Origin of the sequence: Bradyrhizobium sp. WBAH42 (assembly GCF_024585265.1) — a bacterium.
Taxonomy (GTDB): Bacteria; Pseudomonadota; Alphaproteobacteria; order Rhizobiales; family Xanthobacteraceae; genus Bradyrhizobium.
This window is the reverse complement of record NZ_CP036533.1, coordinates 6528058-6547832: the sequence shown is the minus strand read 5'-3', so window position 1 is coordinate 6547832 and position 19775 is coordinate 6528058. Positions and strand designations below refer to the sequence as shown.

Here is a 19775-nt window from a genome sequence, read left to right as displayed (position 1 = left end):
TTCAATTCAGGTTGGAGATGCGCGCACGCGACCGCGTCAGCGTGATCCTGGGCGTCTCCGGCCAGCGGCATGCGGGGAAAAAGACGGCCCGGTCGAGCTCACCTGCTGATCATCGATTGGCTTGGCAACCAATTTGACGCCGATCGAGTTCATGAGCTTTCGGACCGTCTCGAATTCAGGTTTTGCGGTCGCTTTGAACGTCTTGTAGAGACTCTCACGAGAGAGGCCGGCCGCTATCGAGATGTCACCCATCCCCTTGGCGCGCGCTGCGGTGTCGAGTGCGTTACAAATGTAAGCGTGGTCATTCGTCTCGAAGGCTTCAGTCAGATAAGCGGCAATCGCTGTCGGCGTCTTCAGATAGTCCGCAGCATCGAATGTAGTCACCCTTACATTCGCTCTCTGCTCAGAGCCGCGCTGCTGCGATCGCTTTGGCATGTCTGATGTTCCGATCTTGGCTTGACCTATCACAAGCGGTCAATGCGACTCCGTTGGAGACTTGCTCATGGTACACGCGCTGACCTGGTCAGTGATCAAGCGCACTTCGCTAGTCTCTGCCCCTAAGGTTCTCAAATGGCCGGCGTTACACATGCTCCTCGCGCGTCTACGCTTCGCGTGTTTCGTGATAGCCCGTAGCTTCGTCGATGATACGCATCGCACCTGAGCCTTCGAGGTGCTCGGCGATAATTCCGGCGCGGTGAGCAATATTGCGTTGGGTTGTCTTTAAGACTCCGGCTCGTTGGGCGCGCGCAAAGACATCGCAGACCTCCGACAGGAAGTCGGCCGCGTACCCGAACGCCTTGAGGCCCTGTTTGGTACGGAATTCGATCTGGTTAGCGACCCGAATCAACTCTTCGCCGATAAACGGCTTTAGGTTCTGGACTGTCAAAAAAGCAGGGAGATTGGCGCCGCTCCTGTAATACTGACGTCCCTTGGGGGGGCGAATGCGACCTAGGCCCACCATGAAGCCACTCTGGGTCACCAGGCGCCGTCCGTCATCGAGAACGGCAACCTCAATCTCGATGCCGCCAAACCGGATGACGCCTTCATGCGTCGCCCGCGGCAAGTGTCTCGCCCAACGGGCCTTGGCGGCCTTCCGCGCAATTTCGCGTCGCTCGTCACCGGATAGCGCGGCAGCTCTAGCTGTGCCGCCAGCGGCTCGGGCGGGAACTCCCCACTTCACTTTCCACCGCGTTCTCTTCCGCGCGTGGCCGGGGTTCAAACTCAGTTTTCTACTGGTACTCATATTTTCAGGAATAGGGTTGGAAAACAAAATTGCAAGCACAGACGAAGCAAATATGGCCCTGTCAGGAGCCGTGCTTGCAGCTAGCAATGTTACCCTTCGAGCAAAGCCGGGTCATTCAGAACGTCCTTAACGCGTGCGGGTGAAGAGCTGTGCCAGACCGCTGTGCAGAATGCCTTGAGGATCACGTCTCGGCACTGAATTTGTGGAACCGGCCGAAACGTCGCGGCGAGGGCTTGAGCCACACTGAGTGCGCGGTAGACATCCCGCTCCCGATAGAGCTTCAGACCAAGCAGGCTTCCCAACAATCCACCCCAGAAGCTGTGCTTGTGGGAGCGTACCAAGACGCCCCGGCTGCCAACGGAGACCCAACAGGCGTCCCCGCTGTCGAGGATGATCGTTGCGTCGTGGCCAAATTTCTCGTTGATGTAGAGCAGGCGCGGCATCACGTCAGCACTTCAAAATACATTTCGCTAACTCAGAAAACGTCGGAGGCTTGATAAGTCAAGCCTGAGGCCGGGCCACTGATCTTTTTCGCTCGTCCAAAGGACCAACGGGCTCTTTGTAGCTCCTATCCCGCGAGACTTGTCTCATTCCAAAGTCATAAGGGGGATGACTTTGGATAGCTTGAACTCGGCTGGATTCGCCAGCACAATGGGCCTGAATTCATCGCCGAATTTCCAATGCAAACAAGAAGATAGGGAAGACGCACGTGGGACATGGAATGAAGGCCGCAATTGCGCTCGCAATGGCGCTTTGTGGCACGCCGGCTGTTGCGGGCTGGGAGCCGACGAAACCGGTGGAGATCGTGGTGGCGGCGGGCGCGGGTGGCGCCTCCGACCAGATGGCGCGGATGATGCAGGCCGCGATCCAGAAGAACAATCTGATGAAGCAGCCGATCGTGGTCTCGCTCAAGGGCGGCGCCTCGGGTGCGGAAGCGCTGATGTACATGAAGTCCAGCGAGGGCGATCCGAACAAGGTGCTGATCGCCTATTCGCTGATCTACATGCTGCCGCTGTCGGCGAAGATCCCGTTCAACTGGCGCGATCTGACGCCGGTCTCCGTGGTCGCGCTTGACCAGTTCGTACTGTGGGACAACAGCGCGGGCCCCAAGACGGTGAAGGACTTCGTCGCGGCGGCGAAGGCGGCGAGCGCGCCGTTCAAGATGGGCGGCACCGGCTCCAAGCGCGAGGACCACGTGCTCACCGTGTTCCTGGAGCAGAAGACCGGCGCGAAATTCTCCTATCTGCCCTACAAGTCCGGCGGCGAGGCCGCGACCCAGCTGGTCGGCAACCACACCGAGGCCAACGTCAACAACCCGTCCGAAAATCTCGAAGTCTGGCGCGCCGGCCAGGTGCGGCCGCTCTGCGTGTTCGACAGGGAGCGTATTTCCTACACCACCAAGGTGACCGACACGCAGTCCTGGGCCGACATCCCGACCTGCAAGGAGGAGGGCGTCGACGTCCAATATCTGATGCTGCGCGCGATGTTCCTGCCCGGCAAGGTCACGCCGGAGCAGCAGGCGTTCTACGTCGATCTGTTCCACAAGGTGACGCAGACCGCGGAGTACAAGGAGTACATGGAGAAGCAGGCCTTGAAGCCGATCTTCCTCACCGGCAAGGACATGGTGCAGTTCCTCGAGGAGGACGATGCGCTGAACAAGTCGCTGATGACGGAAGCCGGTTTCGTCGCGAAGTAGCCGGTTTCCTTCACCTCGCCCCGCTTGCGGGGAAAGGTCGGATCGTATCGAAGATGCGATCCGGGTGAGGGGACTCTCCTCGAGTCCGACTTTCACCGTCTGCGCGGAGACTCCCCCTCACCCCAACCCTCTCAGCGCGAGCGAAGCTCGTCGCAGCCCCGCAAGCGGGAGAGGGGATTGGCCACAGCGTTGTTGTTTCAGCATGTCCCAAACCGATATCGAAATCGTCGTCGAGGATCCCACCGCGCCCGAAGACGATTCCCCTTCCGTCGTCTCGTCCGGCACGATCGAGATTGTCGTCTGCCTCTTGCTGCTCGCGCTCGCGGTCACGCTCGGCTACGACAATTGGTGCACCGGCGCATCCTGGGATGCGACCGGGCCCGAGCCCGGCTATTTCCCGTTCTATCTGTCCGTCATTCTCGCCGGCGGCAGCCTCTACGGGCTGATCGCGGCGCTGCTGGCGCGGCGCGCCTCGTCGGGGACTTTCGTCACGCGCGCGCAAGGCCGCCGCGTGCTGGCGGTGTTCGTGCCGACGCTGCTGTTCTGCCTGGCGACCCAGTTCCTCGGCCTCTATGTCGCGAGCTTTCTCCTGATCGCAGGCTTCATGCGGCTCGTCGGAAAGATCGCGCTGTGGAAGGCGCTGCTCACCGCGTTCGCGTTCACGGCGCTCATGTTCGTCACCTTCGACGTCGCCTTCGACGTCATCATGCCGAAGGGGCCGCTCGAAGCGGCCCTCGGCCGCTAGGGGCGCCGCGCGATGGAAGCTCTCGGTCTCCTGCTCCACGGCTTTGCAGTCCTGCTGACGTGGAAGACGCTCGTGCTGATGATGGTCGGGCTGGTGCTCGGCATCTTCGTCGGCGTGCTGCCCGGGCTCGGCGGCCCCAACGGCGTTGCGATCCTGTTGCCGCTCACCTTCACGATGGACCCGACCTCGGCCATCGTGATGCTGTCCTGCATCTATTGGGGCGCCTTGTTCGGCGGCGCGATCACCTCGATCCTGTTCAACATCCCGGGCGAAGCCTGGTCGGTCGCGACCACTTTCGACGGCTATCCGATGGCGCAGCAGGGCAGGGCGGCGGAGGCGCTGACAGCGGCGTTCACCTCCTCCTTCGTCGGCTCGCTGGTCGCGGTGCTGCTGATCACCTTCCTCGCGCCGATGATCTCGTCCTTTGCGCTGAAATTCGGCCCGCCCGAGTTCTTCGCGGTCTATCTCCTGACCTTCTGCTCCTTCGTCGGCCTCGGGCGCGAGGCCAAGCACAAGACCGTCATCTCGATGTCGCTGGGGCTGCTGCTCGCCGGCATCGGCATGGATACGGTCTCCGGCAGTCTGCGCATGACCTTCGGCTCGCCGGAACTCTTGCGCGGCATCAACTTCCTGGTCGCCGTCATCGGCCTGTTTGGCATCAGCGAGATCCTGCTGACGATGGAGGAGCGCCTTGCGCTGCGCGGACATGCAGCTAGCATCTCGCTGCGCGTGGTGCTCGGCGTCTGGAAGGACCTGCCGCAATACTGGGTGACGCTGCTGCGCTCCTCCTTCATCGGCTGCTGGCTCGGCATCACCCCGGGCGGTGCGATCGCGGCCTCCTTCATGGGCTACAATCTGGCAAAACGCTTCGCCAAGGAGCCCGAGGGTTTTGGCAAGGGACGCATCGAGGGCGTGTTCGCGCCGGAGACGGCGGCGCATGCCTCCGGCACCTCGGCGCTGCTGCCGATGCTGGCGCTCGGCATTCCCGGCTCGGGCACCGCCGCGATTCTGCTCGGCGGATTGATGGTGTGGGGGCTCAATCCGGGGCCGCTGCTGTTCGTCGAGCACAAGGACTTCGTCTGGGGGCTGATCGCCTCGATGTATCTCGGCAACGTCGTCGGCCTCGTGCTGGTGCTGACGACGGTTCCGATCTTCGCCTCGATCCTGCGCGTGCCGTTCGCGGCGGTGGCGCCGATGATCGTGGTGTCCTGCGCGATCGGCGCCTATGCCATCCAGAACGCGATGTTCGACATCTGGCTGATGCTCGGCTTCGGCGTGGTCGGCTACGTCTTCAAGAAGATCGGCATTCCGCTGGCGCCGTTCACCCTGGCGCTCGTGCTCGGCAACCGTGCCGAGGATGCCTTCCGCCTGTCGATGATCGGCTCGGGTGGAAACCTTGGGGTCTTTTGGTCGAACGGCCTCGTTGGCTCCATCACGACGCTGGCGATTCTGCTGCTGTTCTGGCCGGTGATCGACGGGCTTCTCAAGCGCTCAAGATGAAGGAAACGGCGCTAAGGCCACCAAGTCTTAGGCAATAACATTCGCGATTGTCTCGGGCTGGCGTCGAAGTTGGTTTGCGAAAGGTTGAGCGCGAGATATCGTCGGCCTTCGATGCATGTCCGGGTTATGCTGCCGGATTCAATGGATGCTTCTTGCGAGTACGGCAACGGTTCCGGCGAATGCGAGTTGCGAGCCCACGCCAAATAGTCCTGTCAGCGCGCGCTTAGAGTGTATCCACCAATGAAAGCGTTGGAGGATGTGAAGCAAGCCCCGCGGGTAAAGGGTGTGAACGAATTGCAACGCGTCTGGCAACATCGCGGTTGAGGCGCCGATCGCAATTATCCAAATTGATCCTTCCGCTGCAAACATCCAGAGCGCAAGGCCAAGTCCGGCGCAAGCATCAATTCCGATGATTGCAAAATCCCTCAGTGTCGCACGGCTGAAGGACAGGCGGCGATTGTTGGCGCCTTTGCCCAGACTTATTGAGCGAAGCGGATAGTCCCAATGCGGAATTGCATCAATTGCAAAATGACTTGCGAATCCCGCGATGGCCGCGGCTGCCGGGTGCAATTGAAACAGGCTGGCGATCGCGCCACCGACGATCGCATGCGTACTCAAAATCATCTGATTTCCTATTTACTGCACGGATGGTTGGCATCGCGAACCATAGCATTGACTACCTTAGTCATATCGTTGTCCTCCGGGATTGCTGAGCAATGGGAATTATCTCGGGCTCACCGTTGGGAAAGGAGAATGTCGGGATTGGCGGGCGATCGGCCGTCGGATCAGAACTGGCCTCGTTTTCACGGGCAGCTATTTGAGTCCCGAAGGTGCGCGACCGGAAGCAGCGAAGCGGGATCCTCGCTCCCTTAGTCTGCAGCAGATACTATCAACAAGGACAGCAGCCAATAAGCAGGCGACAACCATCAAGCCAGTAAACAGGGCAAGAAGCCAATTTTGCATCATCTTCTTCACCATGTCCTTCGACGCTGAGTCTCTAAGAGCAGCGACAGCTTGAACCGTCAAGTCGGACGGGCGCTGCGAATGGCGTTCGTTGCATCTGCCGCCGCTCCCGATGCCGCGCGCTCGCGAGATCAAGCTGCTGCATTCCGCTGGCGCGGTTCACCCTTCCGGTCGTGCTCGGCAACCAAGCCGAGGATGCCTTCCGCCTTCTCGATGGATCGGTTCCGGGGGCACTTTGAAGGTTGTTCTGGTCGAACGGCCTGGTCGGCTCGATCACAACCTTGGGGATTCTGCTGCTGTTCTGGCCGGTGATCGACAATCTCTTCGCCCGTGTCGGGTTGACGCATGGGACCAGGACGACATCGCCCCTAGGACGCGGCAGCTATTCGCTTAAAATCAATAGCTTAGACGAAAGCAGCATACGACCGCGATTTCGATTGTTTCCGAATGTTGCCGCTGCGACACAGCCCTTGGGCGAGCATGCGGGTATGTTCGATCACAAGATCGTGCAAGGGGGAATTCTCCATGAAGCGGATAGTGATTGGAATGGCGGCCGCGATGTCGCTGTTTGCGACCGGCGCGCTGGCCGCCGATCTCGCGGCAAAGCCCTATGTCAAGGCGCCGATCGTCGATCCGGTCTGGAGCTGGACGGGCTTCTATGTCGGCGTCAACGGCGGCTACAGCTGGGGACGTTCTCGCACCGACGTCACCTATTTTAACACGCCGACTGGCATACCGATCGCGCCTCCGGCCGGCTCCATCACCAGTGGGGCGTTCGACATGAACGGCGGTATCGCGGGCGGCCAAGCCGGCTACAATTGGCAAAATGCAAACTGGGTCTATGGCATCGAGGGCGACCTCCAGTGGTCGGGCGAGAAGGGCAGCGCCGGCTTCAGCTGCGTCGGTACTGCCGTCGCGCCGGTCGCCGGACCCTGTCTTCCCGGTCTGACGTTCTTGCCGCCCGGCGGTCTGGCTGGCACGACCCTGACGGTCGACCAGAAGCTCCAGTGGTTCGGCACGGTTCGGGGCCGCGTTGGCATCCTGGCGACTCCGAAGGTGCTGTTCTACGGCACCGGCGGTCTGGCCTTCGGCGAAATCAAGACCACAGGCACGATGACCAGCTTCAGCGGCATTGCGCCCTTTGGCGCTCCGATTACGTCGGTCGGCTCCAACTCGACCACGCGCGTGGGCTGGACTGCCGGCGTGGGCGTCGAGGGCAAGATCACCCGGAACTGGAGTGCCAAGCTCGAATATCTCTACATGGATCTCGGGCGCTTCTCGTCCGGCCCGTTCACGCTGTCGCCCGCCTTGCCGATCAGCGCCAATGTCTCGTCGCGCTTCACCGACCACATCCTGCGCGCCGGCATCAACTACCAGTTCGACGGCCCGGTCGTCGCCAAGTACTAAGCGAAGTACTGAGATCAACCAAGGCGTCAACAACAAGCAAAGCCCGGCCTCGCGCCGGGCTTTGTCGTTGCAGACGGGGCGCGTGAGGTCACACCACCTTGGCGTCGCGGAGCCTTGCGATCTCGTCGGCCCCGAAGCCGAATTCCTTCAGCACCTCGTCGGTCTGCTCACCCAATTCCGGCGCCCGCGCCACCATCCTGCTCGGCGTGCAGGAAGGCACAGCTAGAGGGCTATCGGGGAACTCTTCGTTCGAGCAGGTTCGATTGTCCTGTTGCTCCAAGTGGTTGCCGGACAGCCCCTGACTCGCTGATCCTGCACCATTCTGCTAGTTTAGCTTTACCGATTCAGCCGGGTGCTTGTGATGCAGGAAGCTCCAACTCGATCGAGCCGTTCGGTGTTGACCTCCAGTATGAAGATGGTGGGGGCCGCTGCTGCAGTGAGCGCAAGTTTTCTGATTTCTTCCTGTGTCAGCTCTGACGAAACGTCTTCAAGGTCAAGAGCCGTAACAGGTGCTCCTTGGGCGCGAGATTTGAACGAACCGCCGCCCGGCCGGCCGCCAGCACGTAAGCCTGATTTCTAGCTTAACGTCGCGATTTTTACGGCCAATCTGTTCACGTTCGTCGGTGTCTAGGCCACCCGTAAGACGGTCATCGCTGGGGCGCTGCTCGCCGGCATTGGCATGGACACCGTTCGGGCAATCTGCGCACGATCTACGGCTCGCCGGGCTGCGAGAGCTTCGGCAAGGGCCGTATCGAGGCGTGTTCGTGCCGGAGACGGCGGCGCATGCCTCTTCTGCCGATGCCGCCCGTGCTCGGCAACCGTGCCTCGGATGCCTTCCGCCTGCGAGATCGGCTCCGGAGGCACTTTGAAGGGTTCTGGTCGAGCGGCCTGGCCGGCTCGATCACAACAGTGGCCATCGTGCTGCTGTCCAACGCGAGCCGCCTTCGATGCCCGGGGTCCCGCCGGGCATTGTCGTTTCCAACCGGGGTCACACCACCTTGGCGTCCCTGAGCCTCGCAATCTCCTCAGAGCCGAAACCGAATTCTTTCAAGACCTCGTCGGTCTGCTCGCCGAATTCCGGCGGCCGTGCCACCATACTGCTCGGCGTGCGCGACAGCGTCACGGGCTGGCCGACCAGACGGATAGGCCGGCCTTCGTCGTTCGGCACGTCCTGCGCAATGCCGAGATGCTTGACCTGCGCGTCCTCGAACATCTGGTCGATGGCGTAGATCGGCCCGCAGGGCACGCCGGCCTCGTTGAGCTCGCGGACCCAGGTCTCGGTCGACTTCGTCACCGTGCGCTTCTCGATCTCGGCGTTGAGCGCGTCGCGGTTCTTGGAGCGGGCAGGGGCGGTCGCATAGTCGGGATGGGCATAGAGCTCCGGTGCACCGATCGCCTGCGCGCAGCGCTCCCAGATCCGCCCGCCCGTGGTGGCGATGTTGATGTAGCCGTCGGAGGTCTTGAACACGCCGGTCGGAATGCTGGTCGGATGGTTGTTGCCGGCCTGCTTGGCGACCTCCTTCTCCATCAGCCAGCGCGCGGCCTGGAAGTCGAGCATGAAGATCTGAGCCTGCAGCAGCGAGGTCTGCACCCACTGTCCTTTGCCCGAAACCTCGCGCTCGAGCAGCGCGGTGAGGATGCCCATGGCGCAGAACAGGCCGGCCGTCAGGTCGGCGACGGGAATGCCGACCCGCATCGGCCCCTCGCCCGGCGCGCCGGTGATCGACATCAGCCCGCCCATGCCTTGCGCGATCTGATCGAAACCCGGCCGCTTGTGGTAGGGGCCGTCCTGGCCGAAGCCGGAGATGCTGCCATAGACGATGCGCGGGTTGATCGCGGCGAGGCTGTCGTAGTCGATGCCGAGCTTCTTCTTCACGTCGGGCCGGAAGTTCTCGACCACGACGTCGGCCCTGGCGGCGAGGCGCTTGAACAAGGCGAGCCCGCGCTCGTCCTTCAGGTTTAGCGTCATCGCCCGCTTGTTGCGGTGCAAATTCTGGAAGTCGGAACCGCGTCGCGGCCCGCCCGGCTGCTCGCCGCCGGCATCCTCGGTCAGTGCATCGATCTTGACGACGTTGGCGCCCCAATCGGCGAGCTGGCGTACGCAGGTCGGCCCGGAGCGGACGCGGGTCAGATCGAGCACGGTGAAGCGCGACAAGGCTTCCGAGGCATGCGGGAAGGGCATCGTGAAAGGCTCCAGGACAGTTGCGGGCCTACCATAGTGCCCAGAGATCACGCGACAAGCCGGGCCGGCGCCGATGCCGCCTGCCGAAATGCCTTGCCTGAGGGCTGCGAGATCAGCGCGACAGGCGCTTCAATTCGGCGCGCGCCTGCGCGGCGAGGGGATCATCGCCGTGGCGCGCAATGAAGAGCTCAAGGGCCTCCCGCGTTCCCTTCCGGCGGGCAGCTTCATATTCCTCTGCCACCGCAGCGGCAGGATCGCGCGCCATCGGCATGGAGGGCGCGCGCCTTGCCTTGCTGCTGTCCTCTGCTTTGGCCTTCTCCACCATCACAGGCAGTCCTCCGAGACGTTGATGGGACAGTCCGGCTAGCGCAATCAAGGCGCCAAACAGGCCGGCCGGGAGTGTGCGTCGTTTCATGAAACCCTGCAAATTACGGGCGTTCCGGGAACAAACTCTATGCTCGCGTTCCGTATCTCTACGGTATTTAATGGCTAACACAGCCTTATGGGAGCAGCGCAAACGCCGCTGCCCCATTTAAACCAAACGTTTAACTCTCTAGCTAGAATCATGTGCCCCCGCGGCGAATCACACGACGCGTTGCTTTGGAGATTCAATTGGCTACCGCTGTAAATGTTAGTGCCACCAACAACGCCGAGATTGACGGCCTGTTGTCGGGCGTCAAATGGTCGGGCACGATCACCTACAGCTTTCCTGACGCGCCGAGCGACTATTCCAATCCCTATTACGGCGGCGGCAGCGAGCCGACTACGTCGGGTTTTGCCTCGGCACCCACGCAGATCCAGACCGCGATCAACTACGCGATCGGATTGATCCTCGGCTATACCAACGCCGACATCCAATATGCGGGCACGAACGGCGCCGACATCATGGTTGCGCAGTCGCCGGCCGCCAATCCGACCGCCTACGCCTACTACCCGGGCAATTATTCGTCCGGCGGCGACGTCTGGTTCGGCACGCAATACAATTTCTCGCTGGCCAAGCTCGGTAATTACTACTTCACCACCGCGCTGCACGAGCTCGGCCACGCCTTCGGCCTCAAGCACAGCCAGGAGGCCGGCGGCCCCGCCAACGTCGCGGTGCCGAGCGCGCACGACGACAGCGAATACACCGTCATGAGCTATCGCAGCTATGTCGGCGCCTCGACGACAGGCGGCTACACCAACGAAGCGTACGGATATTCGCAGACCTACATGGCCAACGATATCCTCGCGCTCCAGACCATGTACGGTGCGGACTACACGACCCAGAGCAGCAACACCGTCTACACCTGGAATCCGACCACGGGGCAGGAGTTCATCAACGGCGTCGGCCAGCTCGCACCCGGCGGCGGCGCCGGCGGCTCGGCCAACCGCATCTACGAGACGGTTTGGGACGGCGGCGGCATCGATACCTACGACCTGTCGAACTACACGACGAACCTGAGCATCAATCTCAATCCCGGCGCCTCCTCGGTGTTCTCCTCCGTGCAGCTGGCCTATCTCGGCAACGGCCACTACGCCTCGGGCAACGTCTACAACGCCTACCTCTACAACAACGACGCGCGCTCCTACATCGACAACGCCACCGGCGGATCCGGCAACGACACAATCGTCGGCAACGCCATCGCCAACACGTTGAACGGCGCCGGCGGCAACGACAAGATCATCGGCGGTGCGGACAACGACACCATCATCGGGGGGGCGGGCACCGATACCGCGGTGTATTCGGGTAACCGGGCCAACTATGCCGTTACGTACAATTCGGCGACGCAAACCTTCACCATCGCCGATCTGCGATCCGGTTCACCTGACGCCACCGACACCGTCACGAACGTCGAGTATTTCCAGTTTGCCGATGGTGCCGTCTCGAGCAGCTCTCTCGCCAACCCACCCGTCTCGATCGAGGCGATCGGCGCCACAAGGCTTTTTCAGAGTGGCAGCAACTTCTACATGGCCCCGGTTGGCGGCGGTGCGCACGTAGACCTGAAATTCAGCGGTTCACTGGTGACAGCCGGTCAGTTCAATGTCTGGACGCCGATTGGCGCGGAGCAGAGCGCAAGCGGATATGACATTGCGTGGCAAGTGCCCGGTACCAGTCAGTTCATCATCTGGCACACCGACAGCAATGGTAATTATCTGAGCTGCACCGATGTGCTTTCGGGCGGCAGCACCGCGCTCAAGCAAGCGGAGAGCACCTTCCATCAGGATCTGAACGGAGATGGAACGATCGGCGTCCCGGTCGCGCCGACGACGATCGAGTCGGCTAGCAGCACGAGCCTGATCCAGACGGGTGGCAATTTTTTCATGAACCCCGTTGGCGGCGGCTCTGGTGTGGAGCTGAAATACGCCGGATCGCCCGTGGTGGTGGGGCAGTTCGGAGCCTGGACGCCTATCGGCGCCGAACATATCGCGTCCGGCTACGAGGTTGCCTGGCAGATCCCCGGCACGGACCAATTCACCGTCTGGACGACCGACAGCAACGGCAACTTTACAAGTAATACCGGAGCCGTCGCCGGCTCCAGCACGACACTGCAGCAAGCCGAGACCGTTCTTCAACAGGATCTGAACGGCGACGAAAGGATAGGCATCCCGGTCCAGACGATTGAGGTCGCCGGTTCGACCAGCCTGGTTCAGAACAGCAACAACTTTTACATGAACCCCATTGGCGGCGGCTCTGGTGTGGAGCTGAAATACGCCGGATCGCCAGTGGTGGCGGGACAGTTCGGGGCCTGGACGCCGATCGCCGCGGAGCAGACTTCATCCGGCTTCGAGGTTGCCTGGCAAATCCCCGGCACGAACCAATTCACCGTCTGGACCACCGATAGCAACGGAAACTTTACGAGCAATACCGGAGCCATCGCTGGTTCGAGCACGACGCTTGAGCAGGCCGAGATCATTCTTCATCAGGATCTCAATGGCGACGGGACGACGGGCATTCCGTCGTTAACGATTGAGGCGGTCGGTTCGACCAGCCTGGTCGAGAGCAACAGCTCCAACTTTTACCTGAACCCGGTTGCGGGTGGAACGGGGCCCGAGTTGAAATACGCTGGATCGCCGGCGGTGGCAGGGCAGTTCGGCGCCTGGGCTCCGATCGCCGCCGAGCAGGTATCATCCGGCTATGAGGTGGCCTGGCGGATTCCGGGCACCGACCAATTCACTATCTGGACCACCGACAACAACGGCAACTTTGCCAGCAACACGGGAGCGATTGCCGGCACCAGTGCAACGTTGCAGCAGGCTGAGACTGTCTTTCATCAGGATCTGAATGGCGACGGGACGATAGGCGTTCATGCTGCGTCCACGCTGGACCATTTCATCATAAGTTGAGCGTCGAGGCTTCTCTCGCGGGTTGGACTGCGAATTTTTGCTCGCGTCCGAACGTGAATTTTCGATGTGCATACTGGTTCAGCGGCTTTTCCAAGAAGCTGTAGCTGATTGCGCAGAGCGTGAAGGTTGTCACGAACGCCAGTCCGGTCGCTGCGATTCCTGACAGAGTCGTCACGGTTCTCGTCACGCCAAGTTGTGAGAAAACCAGATACGCGACCCAGTGATGAATCATGTACGACGTGTAGGACCAGCGTGCAAAGCGCGCGCCGGTCTCGCTACGAAGTGGGGCCAGGTAGGATGCCCCCTGATTTTCGAGGACCATGAAGACGACCGCGCCGAAGAAGATCGCGGCCAGCGTATGCTGCCAGGCCGCCGCATGGAACGTCGCGCTCCCCGAGATCATGATCACGGGGACGAAACAGGACGCTCCCAGCAGAACGCGCTTGACCTGCCGTGTCACAGCGACGCTTCGTGCTCGGCTCAGCCGATAGCAGGCGATGAGTGCCCCGATCGCGATGACGTCTGCCCTGAATTGCGGCAATACGTAATAGCCATAGGTGTCGGGTGTAAAGCTGTCGATCAGTCGACCGATCGGGCAGACGAGGATGACGGCGATGAGCACCCGGGGAAGGATGTCGGGCGGGACCAACCGCACCACGAGAGGAAATACCAGATAGAATTGCTCTTCGATTGCGAGCGACCAGGTGCCCCCGAGCCAATAGACGCCGGTGGTCTGAAGTTTGGCCATCCAGAAATTCTGGATGCCGAAGAGGTATGTCCATCCCGGGACATCACCGTTGAAGAGCACAGGATTTGTACCACTGAGCCATCCGAAGAAGCAGATAGCGACCATCAGATAGTAAATCGGCCAAATGCGAAAGGCGCGTCTCCCGTAGAACGATGAAAAGAAAGACGGCGCATCGCGGTTTTCAAGCAAGATCGTCGTGATGAGAAATCCGGAGAGCACAAAGAAAAGGTCGACGCCGAAATGACCTATATAGAGGACGTTCCAGAGCCAAAAGTTTGGCCCATCGGCGGCTCCTATGTAGTGCCACGCGATAACAAGCAGAGCAGCAATGGCCCTCAGCCCGTCGAGTTCCCGGATTTTTTCCATCACGACATATATTCCCAGGAGCAGGGCCCCGACAACTGCCGTCACGAACGGCTGGTTCAGGGCGCAGGGCGCCCGTTGATGGTCGTGATGTTCAGCACCTTGCAATCCCGGTTTGTAGATTCGCGCTCGTCGACGTGAACGAGGATGCACCCTCGTGCGGCCAGCGCTGTCCGCATCTCGGGCGGCAGCGGGGTCCCGCCGAGCTTGATCGACGTCTTGCTGTAATATGGCGCATTCGAGGATGGCTCGTTCGGGTCGAAGTACACGACCATGTCCGGCATTTTTCGCTTCAAGAACAGGATGAGAGAAAGCTTCGGCTCCCATTCAATGGCAGGACCCGTCGCAATCAGCACCGGATCCTTGTTCTCCTTGCGCGCTTCATAAATCAGCCTCGCCGCTTCGCTCACGGTCGTGTTCGCATCCGTGTTAAACTGGAGCCACCAGTCCCGCGTCTTGAACGTGTAAGGCGAGAAGAAGCCTCGGTTGAGAACAAGCACCGCAAAAAAACAGGCGATCGCTGCGGCTCCCGAGAGTGAGGCGACGATGCGATCGTCGTCCTTCGCAAGCCGGCCGAACACCAACGCTGCGACCATGGCTTGCATCAAAGCCAGTGGATACCCGTATCGCATGCCGATGGCGTCGTTCACCCCGCCATATGTCATCGAGAAGCTGATGTAGTAGAGCGTCAATCTGAGGATTTCGACCGAAGCCGCCGCGAGCATGAGCGCGGCAAGTTCGCCCCAGCTCATCTTGAGCCAGCCATAGCGACGAGCGATCGCAGCGGCCGCCAGAATGGGGATCGGGAGAAGGGCGAGCCAGGCGAGCTCATCCCTGCTGTGATGATGCCGGTAGGACCACAATGGACCCCACGGCGCCACCAGTCCGGTCCCTGCCGTCGCAGTGATACGCAACATAATCGCGAACACGATCGCGCCTGTGACGATCAGGACGACGCCGGCGGATATCATTCGCCTGGTGCCGCTCAGGTAGCCGCAAACCAGCAGCAAGCCACCGACCGCAATCAACAAGGGTGAATCGGCTTCTTTCGTTGCCCCGAACAGCAGGGCCGTCGGTATCGCGAGCCAAAGCGCGGAGGCCCTTCCGGTTTCGATCCACCACCAGAGCAGCCAGATCAGAACCGTTCCGACCAGGATGCATTCAATTTCCACCGGACCAAGCCGGGGAAAGATATCGGCCCACGATTTGTGGCCCAGATAGAGTACGGCGAAGACCAGTGCGCTTGGAATGCCGAAAGTCCGAAGAACGAGAGAAAAGAGCAGTGTCGTGGTGCCGAGGTACAGCAGAAAATTGGCAATGTACCACAGCCGAATGTTGCTTCCCCACAGATAGGTCTGGATCGACTTCAGAGGGTAGAAGGCAGGGCGAAATCTCGTCGCCTTTCCGGTGTTCGCCAGTTCCTGGTATTCGTCGGTGTTTTTCAGGTCGGTCCAGACCTCGTGCAGCGTGGCGGTCGGGTTCTCACCCAGCGGACGGAGGATATCGTGATCGTCGATCAGCGCTGGGCTGGCGCGGTCGATGAAGGTTCCGAATTGCAAGATGAACAGACCGGCAAGGACGGTCGCAAAAAGGATGGTGAGCGCGCGAGTGGGCTGCTTTTGCATGAACTGGGTCTGTAGCTGGCGATCAAGGTTGGTCGTCGAGTCGGACCATAGCGGTGTTGGCCGCCAGATGTCGACATCGCCGCCACGGACGTGCGTTCGCTGGGAGGCAGCCGGTGGGGCCTGGCGCTCGCTCGCGCCCCAATTGACGGCCTAAAATGCCTGAAGTAACCAGTGCTCAATTGGACGTAATTTCCCGATCTCGGCAGGGTTTCCATGAAAGTCGTCATTCTCGCGGGAGGCCTCGGCACTCGCATCGCCGAGGAGACCAGCACGCGGCCGAAGCCGATGGTCGAGATCGGCGGACGGCCCATCCTCTGGCACATCATGAAGACCTACAGCCATTACGGCTTCAACGACTTCGTGATCTGCCTTGGCTACAAGGGCTACATGATAAAGGAGTACTTCGCGAACTACTTCCTGCACATGTCCGACGTGACCTTCCATCTCGCCGAGAACCGGATGGAAGTGCATCGCGAGACCGCCGAGCCCTGGCGGGTCACGCTGGTCGACACCGGTGAGGAGACGCAGACCGGCGGTCGATTGAAGCGGGTGCTGCCTTATGTCGCCGACGAACCGTTCTTTGCGCTGACCTATGGCGACGGCGTCGCCGACATCGATCTCGCTGCCGAGATCGCGTTCCACAAGGCGCATGGGCGCCGGGCAACCGTCTCGGTGGTGCGGCCGGCCAAGCGCTTCGGCGCGGTCGCAATCGAGGGCGACCGAGTGGTCAATTTCGAGGAGAAGCCGAACGACGACGGCGGCTGGATCAACGGCGGCTTTTTCCTGTTGTCACCGTCGGTCGGCGATCTCATCGCAGGCGATAAGACGATCTGGGAGCGCGAGCCGATGGAGCAGCTCGCCCGCGGCGACGATCTGCGCGCCTTTGTGCATCCGGGCTTCTGGCATCCGATGGATTCGCTGCGCGATCGCAACTTCCTCGAGAACGAGTGGGCGAGCAAGCGCGCCAAATGGAGGGTCTGGTGACGGATCCGGCGTTCTGGCGCGGCAAGAAGGTCTTTCTGACCGGCCACACCGGATTCAAGGGTGCATGGGCCTCGCTGCTGCTGCGCCGCCTCGGCGCCGAGGTCTACGGCTATGCGCTGGCGCCGACGCACGCATCCTCGCTGTTCGTCACCGCCCGCGTCGCTGACGACATCAGGCACCGCATCGCCGACATCCGCGATCTCGCCACCTTGCGCGCCGCGATGGCGGAGGCTGCGCCCGACATCGTCATCCACATGGCCGCGCAGGCCCTGGTGCGGCCCTCTTATGAAGAGCCGGTCGAGACCTTTGCGACCAACGTGATGGGCACGGTTCACGTGCTGGAGGCGGCACGGCAACTCCGCACAGTGCGGGTGATCCTGAATGTCACTAGCGACAAGTGTTACGAGAACAACGGCGCCGGCACGGCCTTCCGCGAGGGCGATCGTCTCGGCGGCGATGATCCCTACAGCAACAGCAAGGCCTGCGCCGAGCTCGTGACGCAGTCCTATCGCCACAGCTTCTACAATGCCGAGGGAGCGGCGCGCGTCGCGACCGCACGCGCCGGCAACGTGTTCGGCGGTGGCGACTGGGCGCGCGACCGCCTAGTGCCCGACGCGATGCAGGCGTTCCTCGACGGGCAGGCGCTGCGCCTCCGCAATCCCAATTCGGTGCGGCCCTGGCAGCATGCGCTCGATCCCGTGCTCGGCTATCTCACGCTGGTCGAGCGGCTCGCCGGTGACGCACGCTTCATCGGCGGCTGGAATTTCGGGCCCGAGGCGGCGAGCGAGGTGCCGGTCGGAACGGTGGTCGAGCGTCTGATCGCGCTATGGGGTGAGGGCGCGCGCTGGACGGCCGATGCCGGTCCGCATCCGCACGAAGCGGCCTATCTCAAGCTGGATTGCACCAAGGCGCGCAGCGAGCTCGGCTGGACCCCGCGGCTGGATTTGGCACAGGGCCTGCGGCTGACCGTCGACTGGTACAAGGCGCTGCGCGAGGGCAGGGACCTGCGCACATTCTCGCTCGACCAGCTCGAACAGGTCGTCGGCGCCGCGCAACCGGTCTGATCAGCGTAGCTCCAAAATCTCGGCGATGCGCGCGTGCGGCGCGACCGCGTGCTTCAGATATGCCCCCGAGCAGACCGCAAGATATGATTTGAGCAGAACGACGAGCGCGAGGATCGCGCGCTCGATCTCGCGCGAAAGCCCGGTCCGACCGAACGCGGCCGTTTGCAGGAACGGCCGGTTCTCCATGAAGGTCAGCCAGTAGAGATAGTCGTAGCCGGCGATGCCGAGGAAGGCGTCTTCCCAGTCGATGAGGCGCGGCTCAGTGCCATCGAGCATGATGTTTTTCGGCCCGAAATCGCCGTGACAGAGCGCCTCGGGCAGGACGCCGAGACGATCTGCCAGCAGCGCGACGAGCCGGCGCGTCTCGGCCGCGGTCGCCGGCGCGAGCAGGTCACGATCCGTAAGCATGTCCAGCGCGCGAGCGGCCGACGCCAGATATTGCGCAAACGAAGGGAGATTGTCCGGTCGCCAATCGCCGAGGTGTCGGCTGCACGCATCAGCCATCGCAGCCGCCTGCGCGGGCTGCATCGGGCCGGCGGGCGGGACGAGCGCGGGCATCAGGACGCACAGACGCGTGGTTCCATCCGCCGGCAAGGCCTCGAAGCGATCAAGCAAGATCCGTCCGTCGTAGAGCCGGGCGAGGATGTCGGCTTCCCTGGCAAGGCTGGCGCGAGCTTCTGTGCCCGGAAGATGGGTCTTCAGAAATCGCTTCTCGCCGGAAATCTCCGCATCGAAGCAGAGGCCGAGCGTGCCGCCGAGCGCCGGCGTCACGCTGATGTCGCGGCTGGATGATTGCAGATGCCGCTGCAGCGCGGGCAGGATGCGCGCCCGATCGGCGATGATGTCGGGGCGGTCGTCGCTTTCGAAGTACGCGATCTTACCCAGCACGATAGAGCGGGCTCAGATAGTCGATCTGGTCGTAGCCGAAATGACGGGCCAGCGCCGCGCTGCCCTGTGCGATCTGCTTGCGCTCGTCATCCGAGAGCTCGTCGATGACGGCCTTGTTGTAGTCCTTGGTGCTCTTGAGCACGGTGCCCCAGGGCGCGATCGAATCCTTGATCTCGACGCCGTTCCAGCTCGGATAGAGCATGCTGTCGGCAAAGGGCACGCCGATGAAGCCGGCCGCCTCGGTCATGAACTTGCGCTTGTCCTCGACGAGGTCCTCGTAGCGGAAGATCCGCACGTTCCGCGGATACATCTTGGCGAACATCTCGACCGTCGAGTGATAGATGTTCCAGGTGATCAGGTACTTGGTCAGCGGCTGCGGGAACGGGCGGCGCTTGGTGTCGCGATAGGCCGAGAACGGATTGCGCACAATGTGTAGGATACGGATGTTCGGGAAGTCGCGCACCATGCGGTCGGCGTCAATGCCGATGGCCGGCGAGTAGCCGACATGGACCATGCCCTCGCGCGGCTTGGTGTAATAGTTCTCCCAGGCCGTGAAGGTCGAACGGAAGAAGGCCTCGATGACCTTGCGGCGGGGGATCGGGGCCTCGCCGCACAGCCGGACGAATTCGGCGACGCGGTTCTTCTCGTCCAGCACGCAGTCGGCGTCGCGGAACTTGGAGCCGTTGCGCTTGCGCAGGAACGTCTTCAGCTCCTCGTCGATCATCTGCTCATAGAGCTCGATCGCGGTCAGGCCTTCTGGGAATTCGGGATAGCGGTACTGAACGCGCTCGACCGAGGCGAGGAAGTCGTTGAAGTTGCGGTTCCCGAGCTGCGACTCGAAGGGGTAGACGAGCAGGTCGGGGTGGCCGTCGAAGTGACGGTGGGTGACGTTGCCGCCGTGCTCGAAGCCCGCGGAGACCATGGCCAGCCTGAAGTCGCTCATTCACCTACCCTGTATCGTCGAAGTCAATTCTGGCCCCCGTTTAGCTGCATGGGCCGGATAATCAAGCTCAGATGGTGCCCTGGAAGCCCGTCCCCAGCCC

The 19775-nt window shown here is 61.8% G+C and carries 18 protein-coding genes and 2 pseudogenes; 9 read left to right on the top strand and 11 right to left on the bottom strand.

Annotated elements, in window-relative coordinates; genetic code table 11:
* Window positions 1–36: 36 nt before the first annotated feature.
* The 3 genes from DCG74_RS30960 to DCG74_RS30950 form a co-directional block, all read right to left on the bottom strand.
* Window positions 37–384 carry an addiction module antidote protein gene (locus DCG74_RS30960; protein ID WP_257187446.1) on the bottom strand — a complete coding sequence of 116 codons (348 nt, stop codon included), beginning with the start codon at window positions 382–384 and terminating at the stop codon, window positions 37–39.
* Window positions 385–601: 217 nt separating this feature from the next.
* A complete protein-coding gene (locus tag DCG74_RS30955) occupies window positions 602–1063 on the bottom strand; it encodes a hypothetical protein (protein WP_172785395.1) in 462 nt (153 codons plus the stop codon).
* A gap of 269 nt (window positions 1064–1332) precedes the next feature.
* The gene (locus DCG74_RS30950; RefSeq protein WP_172785394.1) at window positions 1333–1689 is read right to left on the bottom strand and encodes a hypothetical protein; all 357 of its coding nucleotides are present in this window, start codon (window positions 1687–1689) and stop codon (window positions 1333–1335) included.
* Between the two features lie 275 nt (window positions 1690–1964).
* Between DCG74_RS30950 and DCG74_RS30945 the strand changes: the two genes are divergently transcribed.
* From DCG74_RS30945 to DCG74_RS30935, 3 genes are all read left to right on the top strand, one after another.
* The gene (locus DCG74_RS30945; protein WP_172785393.1) at window positions 1965–2939 is read left to right on the top strand and encodes a tripartite tricarboxylate transporter substrate binding protein; all 975 of its coding nucleotides are present in this window, start codon (window positions 1965–1967) and stop codon (window positions 2937–2939) included.
* A gap of 202 nt (window positions 2940–3141) precedes the next feature.
* Window positions 3142–3684: a tripartite tricarboxylate transporter TctB family protein gene (locus DCG74_RS30940; protein ID WP_172785392.1), complete on the top strand. Its 543-nt coding sequence runs from the start codon at window positions 3142–3144 to the stop codon at window positions 3682–3684.
* A gap of 12 nt (window positions 3685–3696) precedes the next feature.
* A complete protein-coding gene (locus DCG74_RS30935; protein WP_172785391.1) occupies window positions 3697–5184 on the top strand; it encodes a tripartite tricarboxylate transporter permease in 1488 nt (495 codons plus the stop codon).
* Between the two features lie 138 nt (window positions 5185–5322).
* Here DCG74_RS30935 and DCG74_RS30930 read toward each other — a convergent pair whose 3' ends face one another.
* Window positions 5323–5808 carry a hypothetical protein gene (locus DCG74_RS30930; protein WP_172785390.1) on the bottom strand — a complete coding sequence of 162 codons (486 nt, stop codon included), beginning with the start codon at window positions 5806–5808 and terminating at the stop codon, window positions 5323–5325.
* A 482-nt stretch (window positions 5809–6290) separates the two neighbouring features.
* On the opposite strand from DCG74_RS30930, the pseudogene DCG74_RS30925 reads away from it, so the two are divergent.
* Both DCG74_RS30925 and DCG74_RS30920 read left to right on the top strand, forming a co-directional pair.
* Window positions 6291–6485, top strand: a pseudogene (locus DCG74_RS30925) (tripartite tricarboxylate transporter permease); the annotation flags it as partial.
* Window positions 6486–6672: 187 nt separating this feature from the next.
* The gene (locus tag DCG74_RS30920; protein ID WP_172785389.1) at window positions 6673–7554 is read left to right on the top strand and encodes an outer membrane protein; all 882 of its coding nucleotides are present in this window, start codon (window positions 6673–6675) and stop codon (window positions 7552–7554) included.
* 88 nt (window positions 7555–7642) lie between these two features.
* Here the strand turns inward: DCG74_RS30920 and DCG74_RS30915 are convergent, their stop codons facing one another.
* Window positions 7643–7834 (bottom strand): hypothetical protein, encoded by a 192-nt coding sequence (locus DCG74_RS30915; protein WP_172785238.1) that lies wholly within the window; start codon window positions 7832–7834, stop codon window positions 7643–7645.
* A gap of 524 nt (window positions 7835–8358) precedes the next feature.
* On the opposite strand from DCG74_RS30915, the pseudogene DCG74_RS39060 reads away from it, so the two are divergent.
* Window positions 8359–8565, top strand: a pseudogene (locus DCG74_RS39060) (hypothetical protein); the annotation flags it as partial.
* Here DCG74_RS39060 and DCG74_RS30910 read toward each other — a convergent pair.
* Window positions 8543–9736: a CaiB/BaiF CoA-transferase family protein gene (locus DCG74_RS30910; protein ID WP_172785388.1), complete on the bottom strand. Its 1194-nt coding sequence runs from the start codon at window positions 9734–9736 to the stop codon at window positions 8543–8545. The pseudogene DCG74_RS39060 and the gene DCG74_RS30910 overlap by 23 nt on opposite strands.
* 112 nt (window positions 9737–9848) lie before the next feature.
* Window positions 9849–10151, bottom strand: a complete 303-nt coding sequence (locus DCG74_RS30905; protein ID WP_172785387.1) for a hypothetical protein — start codon at window positions 10149–10151, stop codon at window positions 9849–9851.
* Between the two features lie 197 nt (window positions 10152–10348).
* Here DCG74_RS30905 and DCG74_RS30900 point away from each other — a divergent pair, with 197 nt between their 5' ends.
* Complete coding sequence (locus DCG74_RS30900; RefSeq protein WP_172785386.1) at window positions 10349–13060, top strand: M10 family metallopeptidase C-terminal domain-containing protein; 2712 nt, start codon at window positions 10349–10351, stop codon at window positions 13058–13060.
* Here the strand turns inward: DCG74_RS30900 and DCG74_RS30895 are convergent.
* Window positions 13050–14174, bottom strand: coding sequence for an acyltransferase (locus tag DCG74_RS30895; RefSeq protein WP_246708825.1), 1125 nt, complete (start codon window positions 14172–14174; stop codon window positions 13050–13052). The two genes, DCG74_RS30900 and DCG74_RS30895, sit on opposite strands and share 11 nt — an antisense overlap.
* 56 nt (window positions 14175–14230) lie before the next feature.
* Window positions 14231–15796, bottom strand: a complete 1566-nt coding sequence (locus tag DCG74_RS30890; RefSeq protein ID WP_172785384.1) for a hypothetical protein — start codon at window positions 15794–15796, stop codon at window positions 14231–14233.
* A gap of 213 nt (window positions 15797–16009) precedes the next feature.
* On the opposite strand from DCG74_RS30890, the gene rfbF reads away from it, so the two are divergent.
* Window positions 16010–16780 carry a glucose-1-phosphate cytidylyltransferase gene (rfbF, locus tag DCG74_RS30885; RefSeq protein ID WP_172785383.1) on the top strand — a complete coding sequence of 257 codons (771 nt, stop codon included), beginning with the start codon at window positions 16010–16012 and terminating at the stop codon, window positions 16778–16780.
* A complete protein-coding gene (gene rfbG / locus DCG74_RS30880) occupies window positions 16777–17844 on the top strand; it encodes a CDP-glucose 4,6-dehydratase (RefSeq protein ID WP_172785382.1) in 1068 nt (355 codons plus the stop codon). Before rfbF ends, rfbG begins: the two co-directional genes overlap by 4 nt.
* Here the strand turns inward: rfbG and DCG74_RS30875 are convergent, their stop codons facing one another.
* Window positions 17845–18732 carry a phosphotransferase family protein gene (locus DCG74_RS30875; protein WP_172785381.1) on the bottom strand — a complete coding sequence of 296 codons (888 nt, stop codon included), beginning with the start codon at window positions 18730–18732 and terminating at the stop codon, window positions 17845–17847.
* Entirely contained in the window at window positions 18722–19675 is a 954-nt protein-coding gene (locus DCG74_RS30870) for a sulfotransferase (protein ID WP_172785380.1), read from the bottom strand. The genes DCG74_RS30875 and DCG74_RS30870 overlap by 11 nt, the downstream gene beginning before the upstream one ends.
* Window positions 19676–19775: the final 100 nt, after the last annotated feature.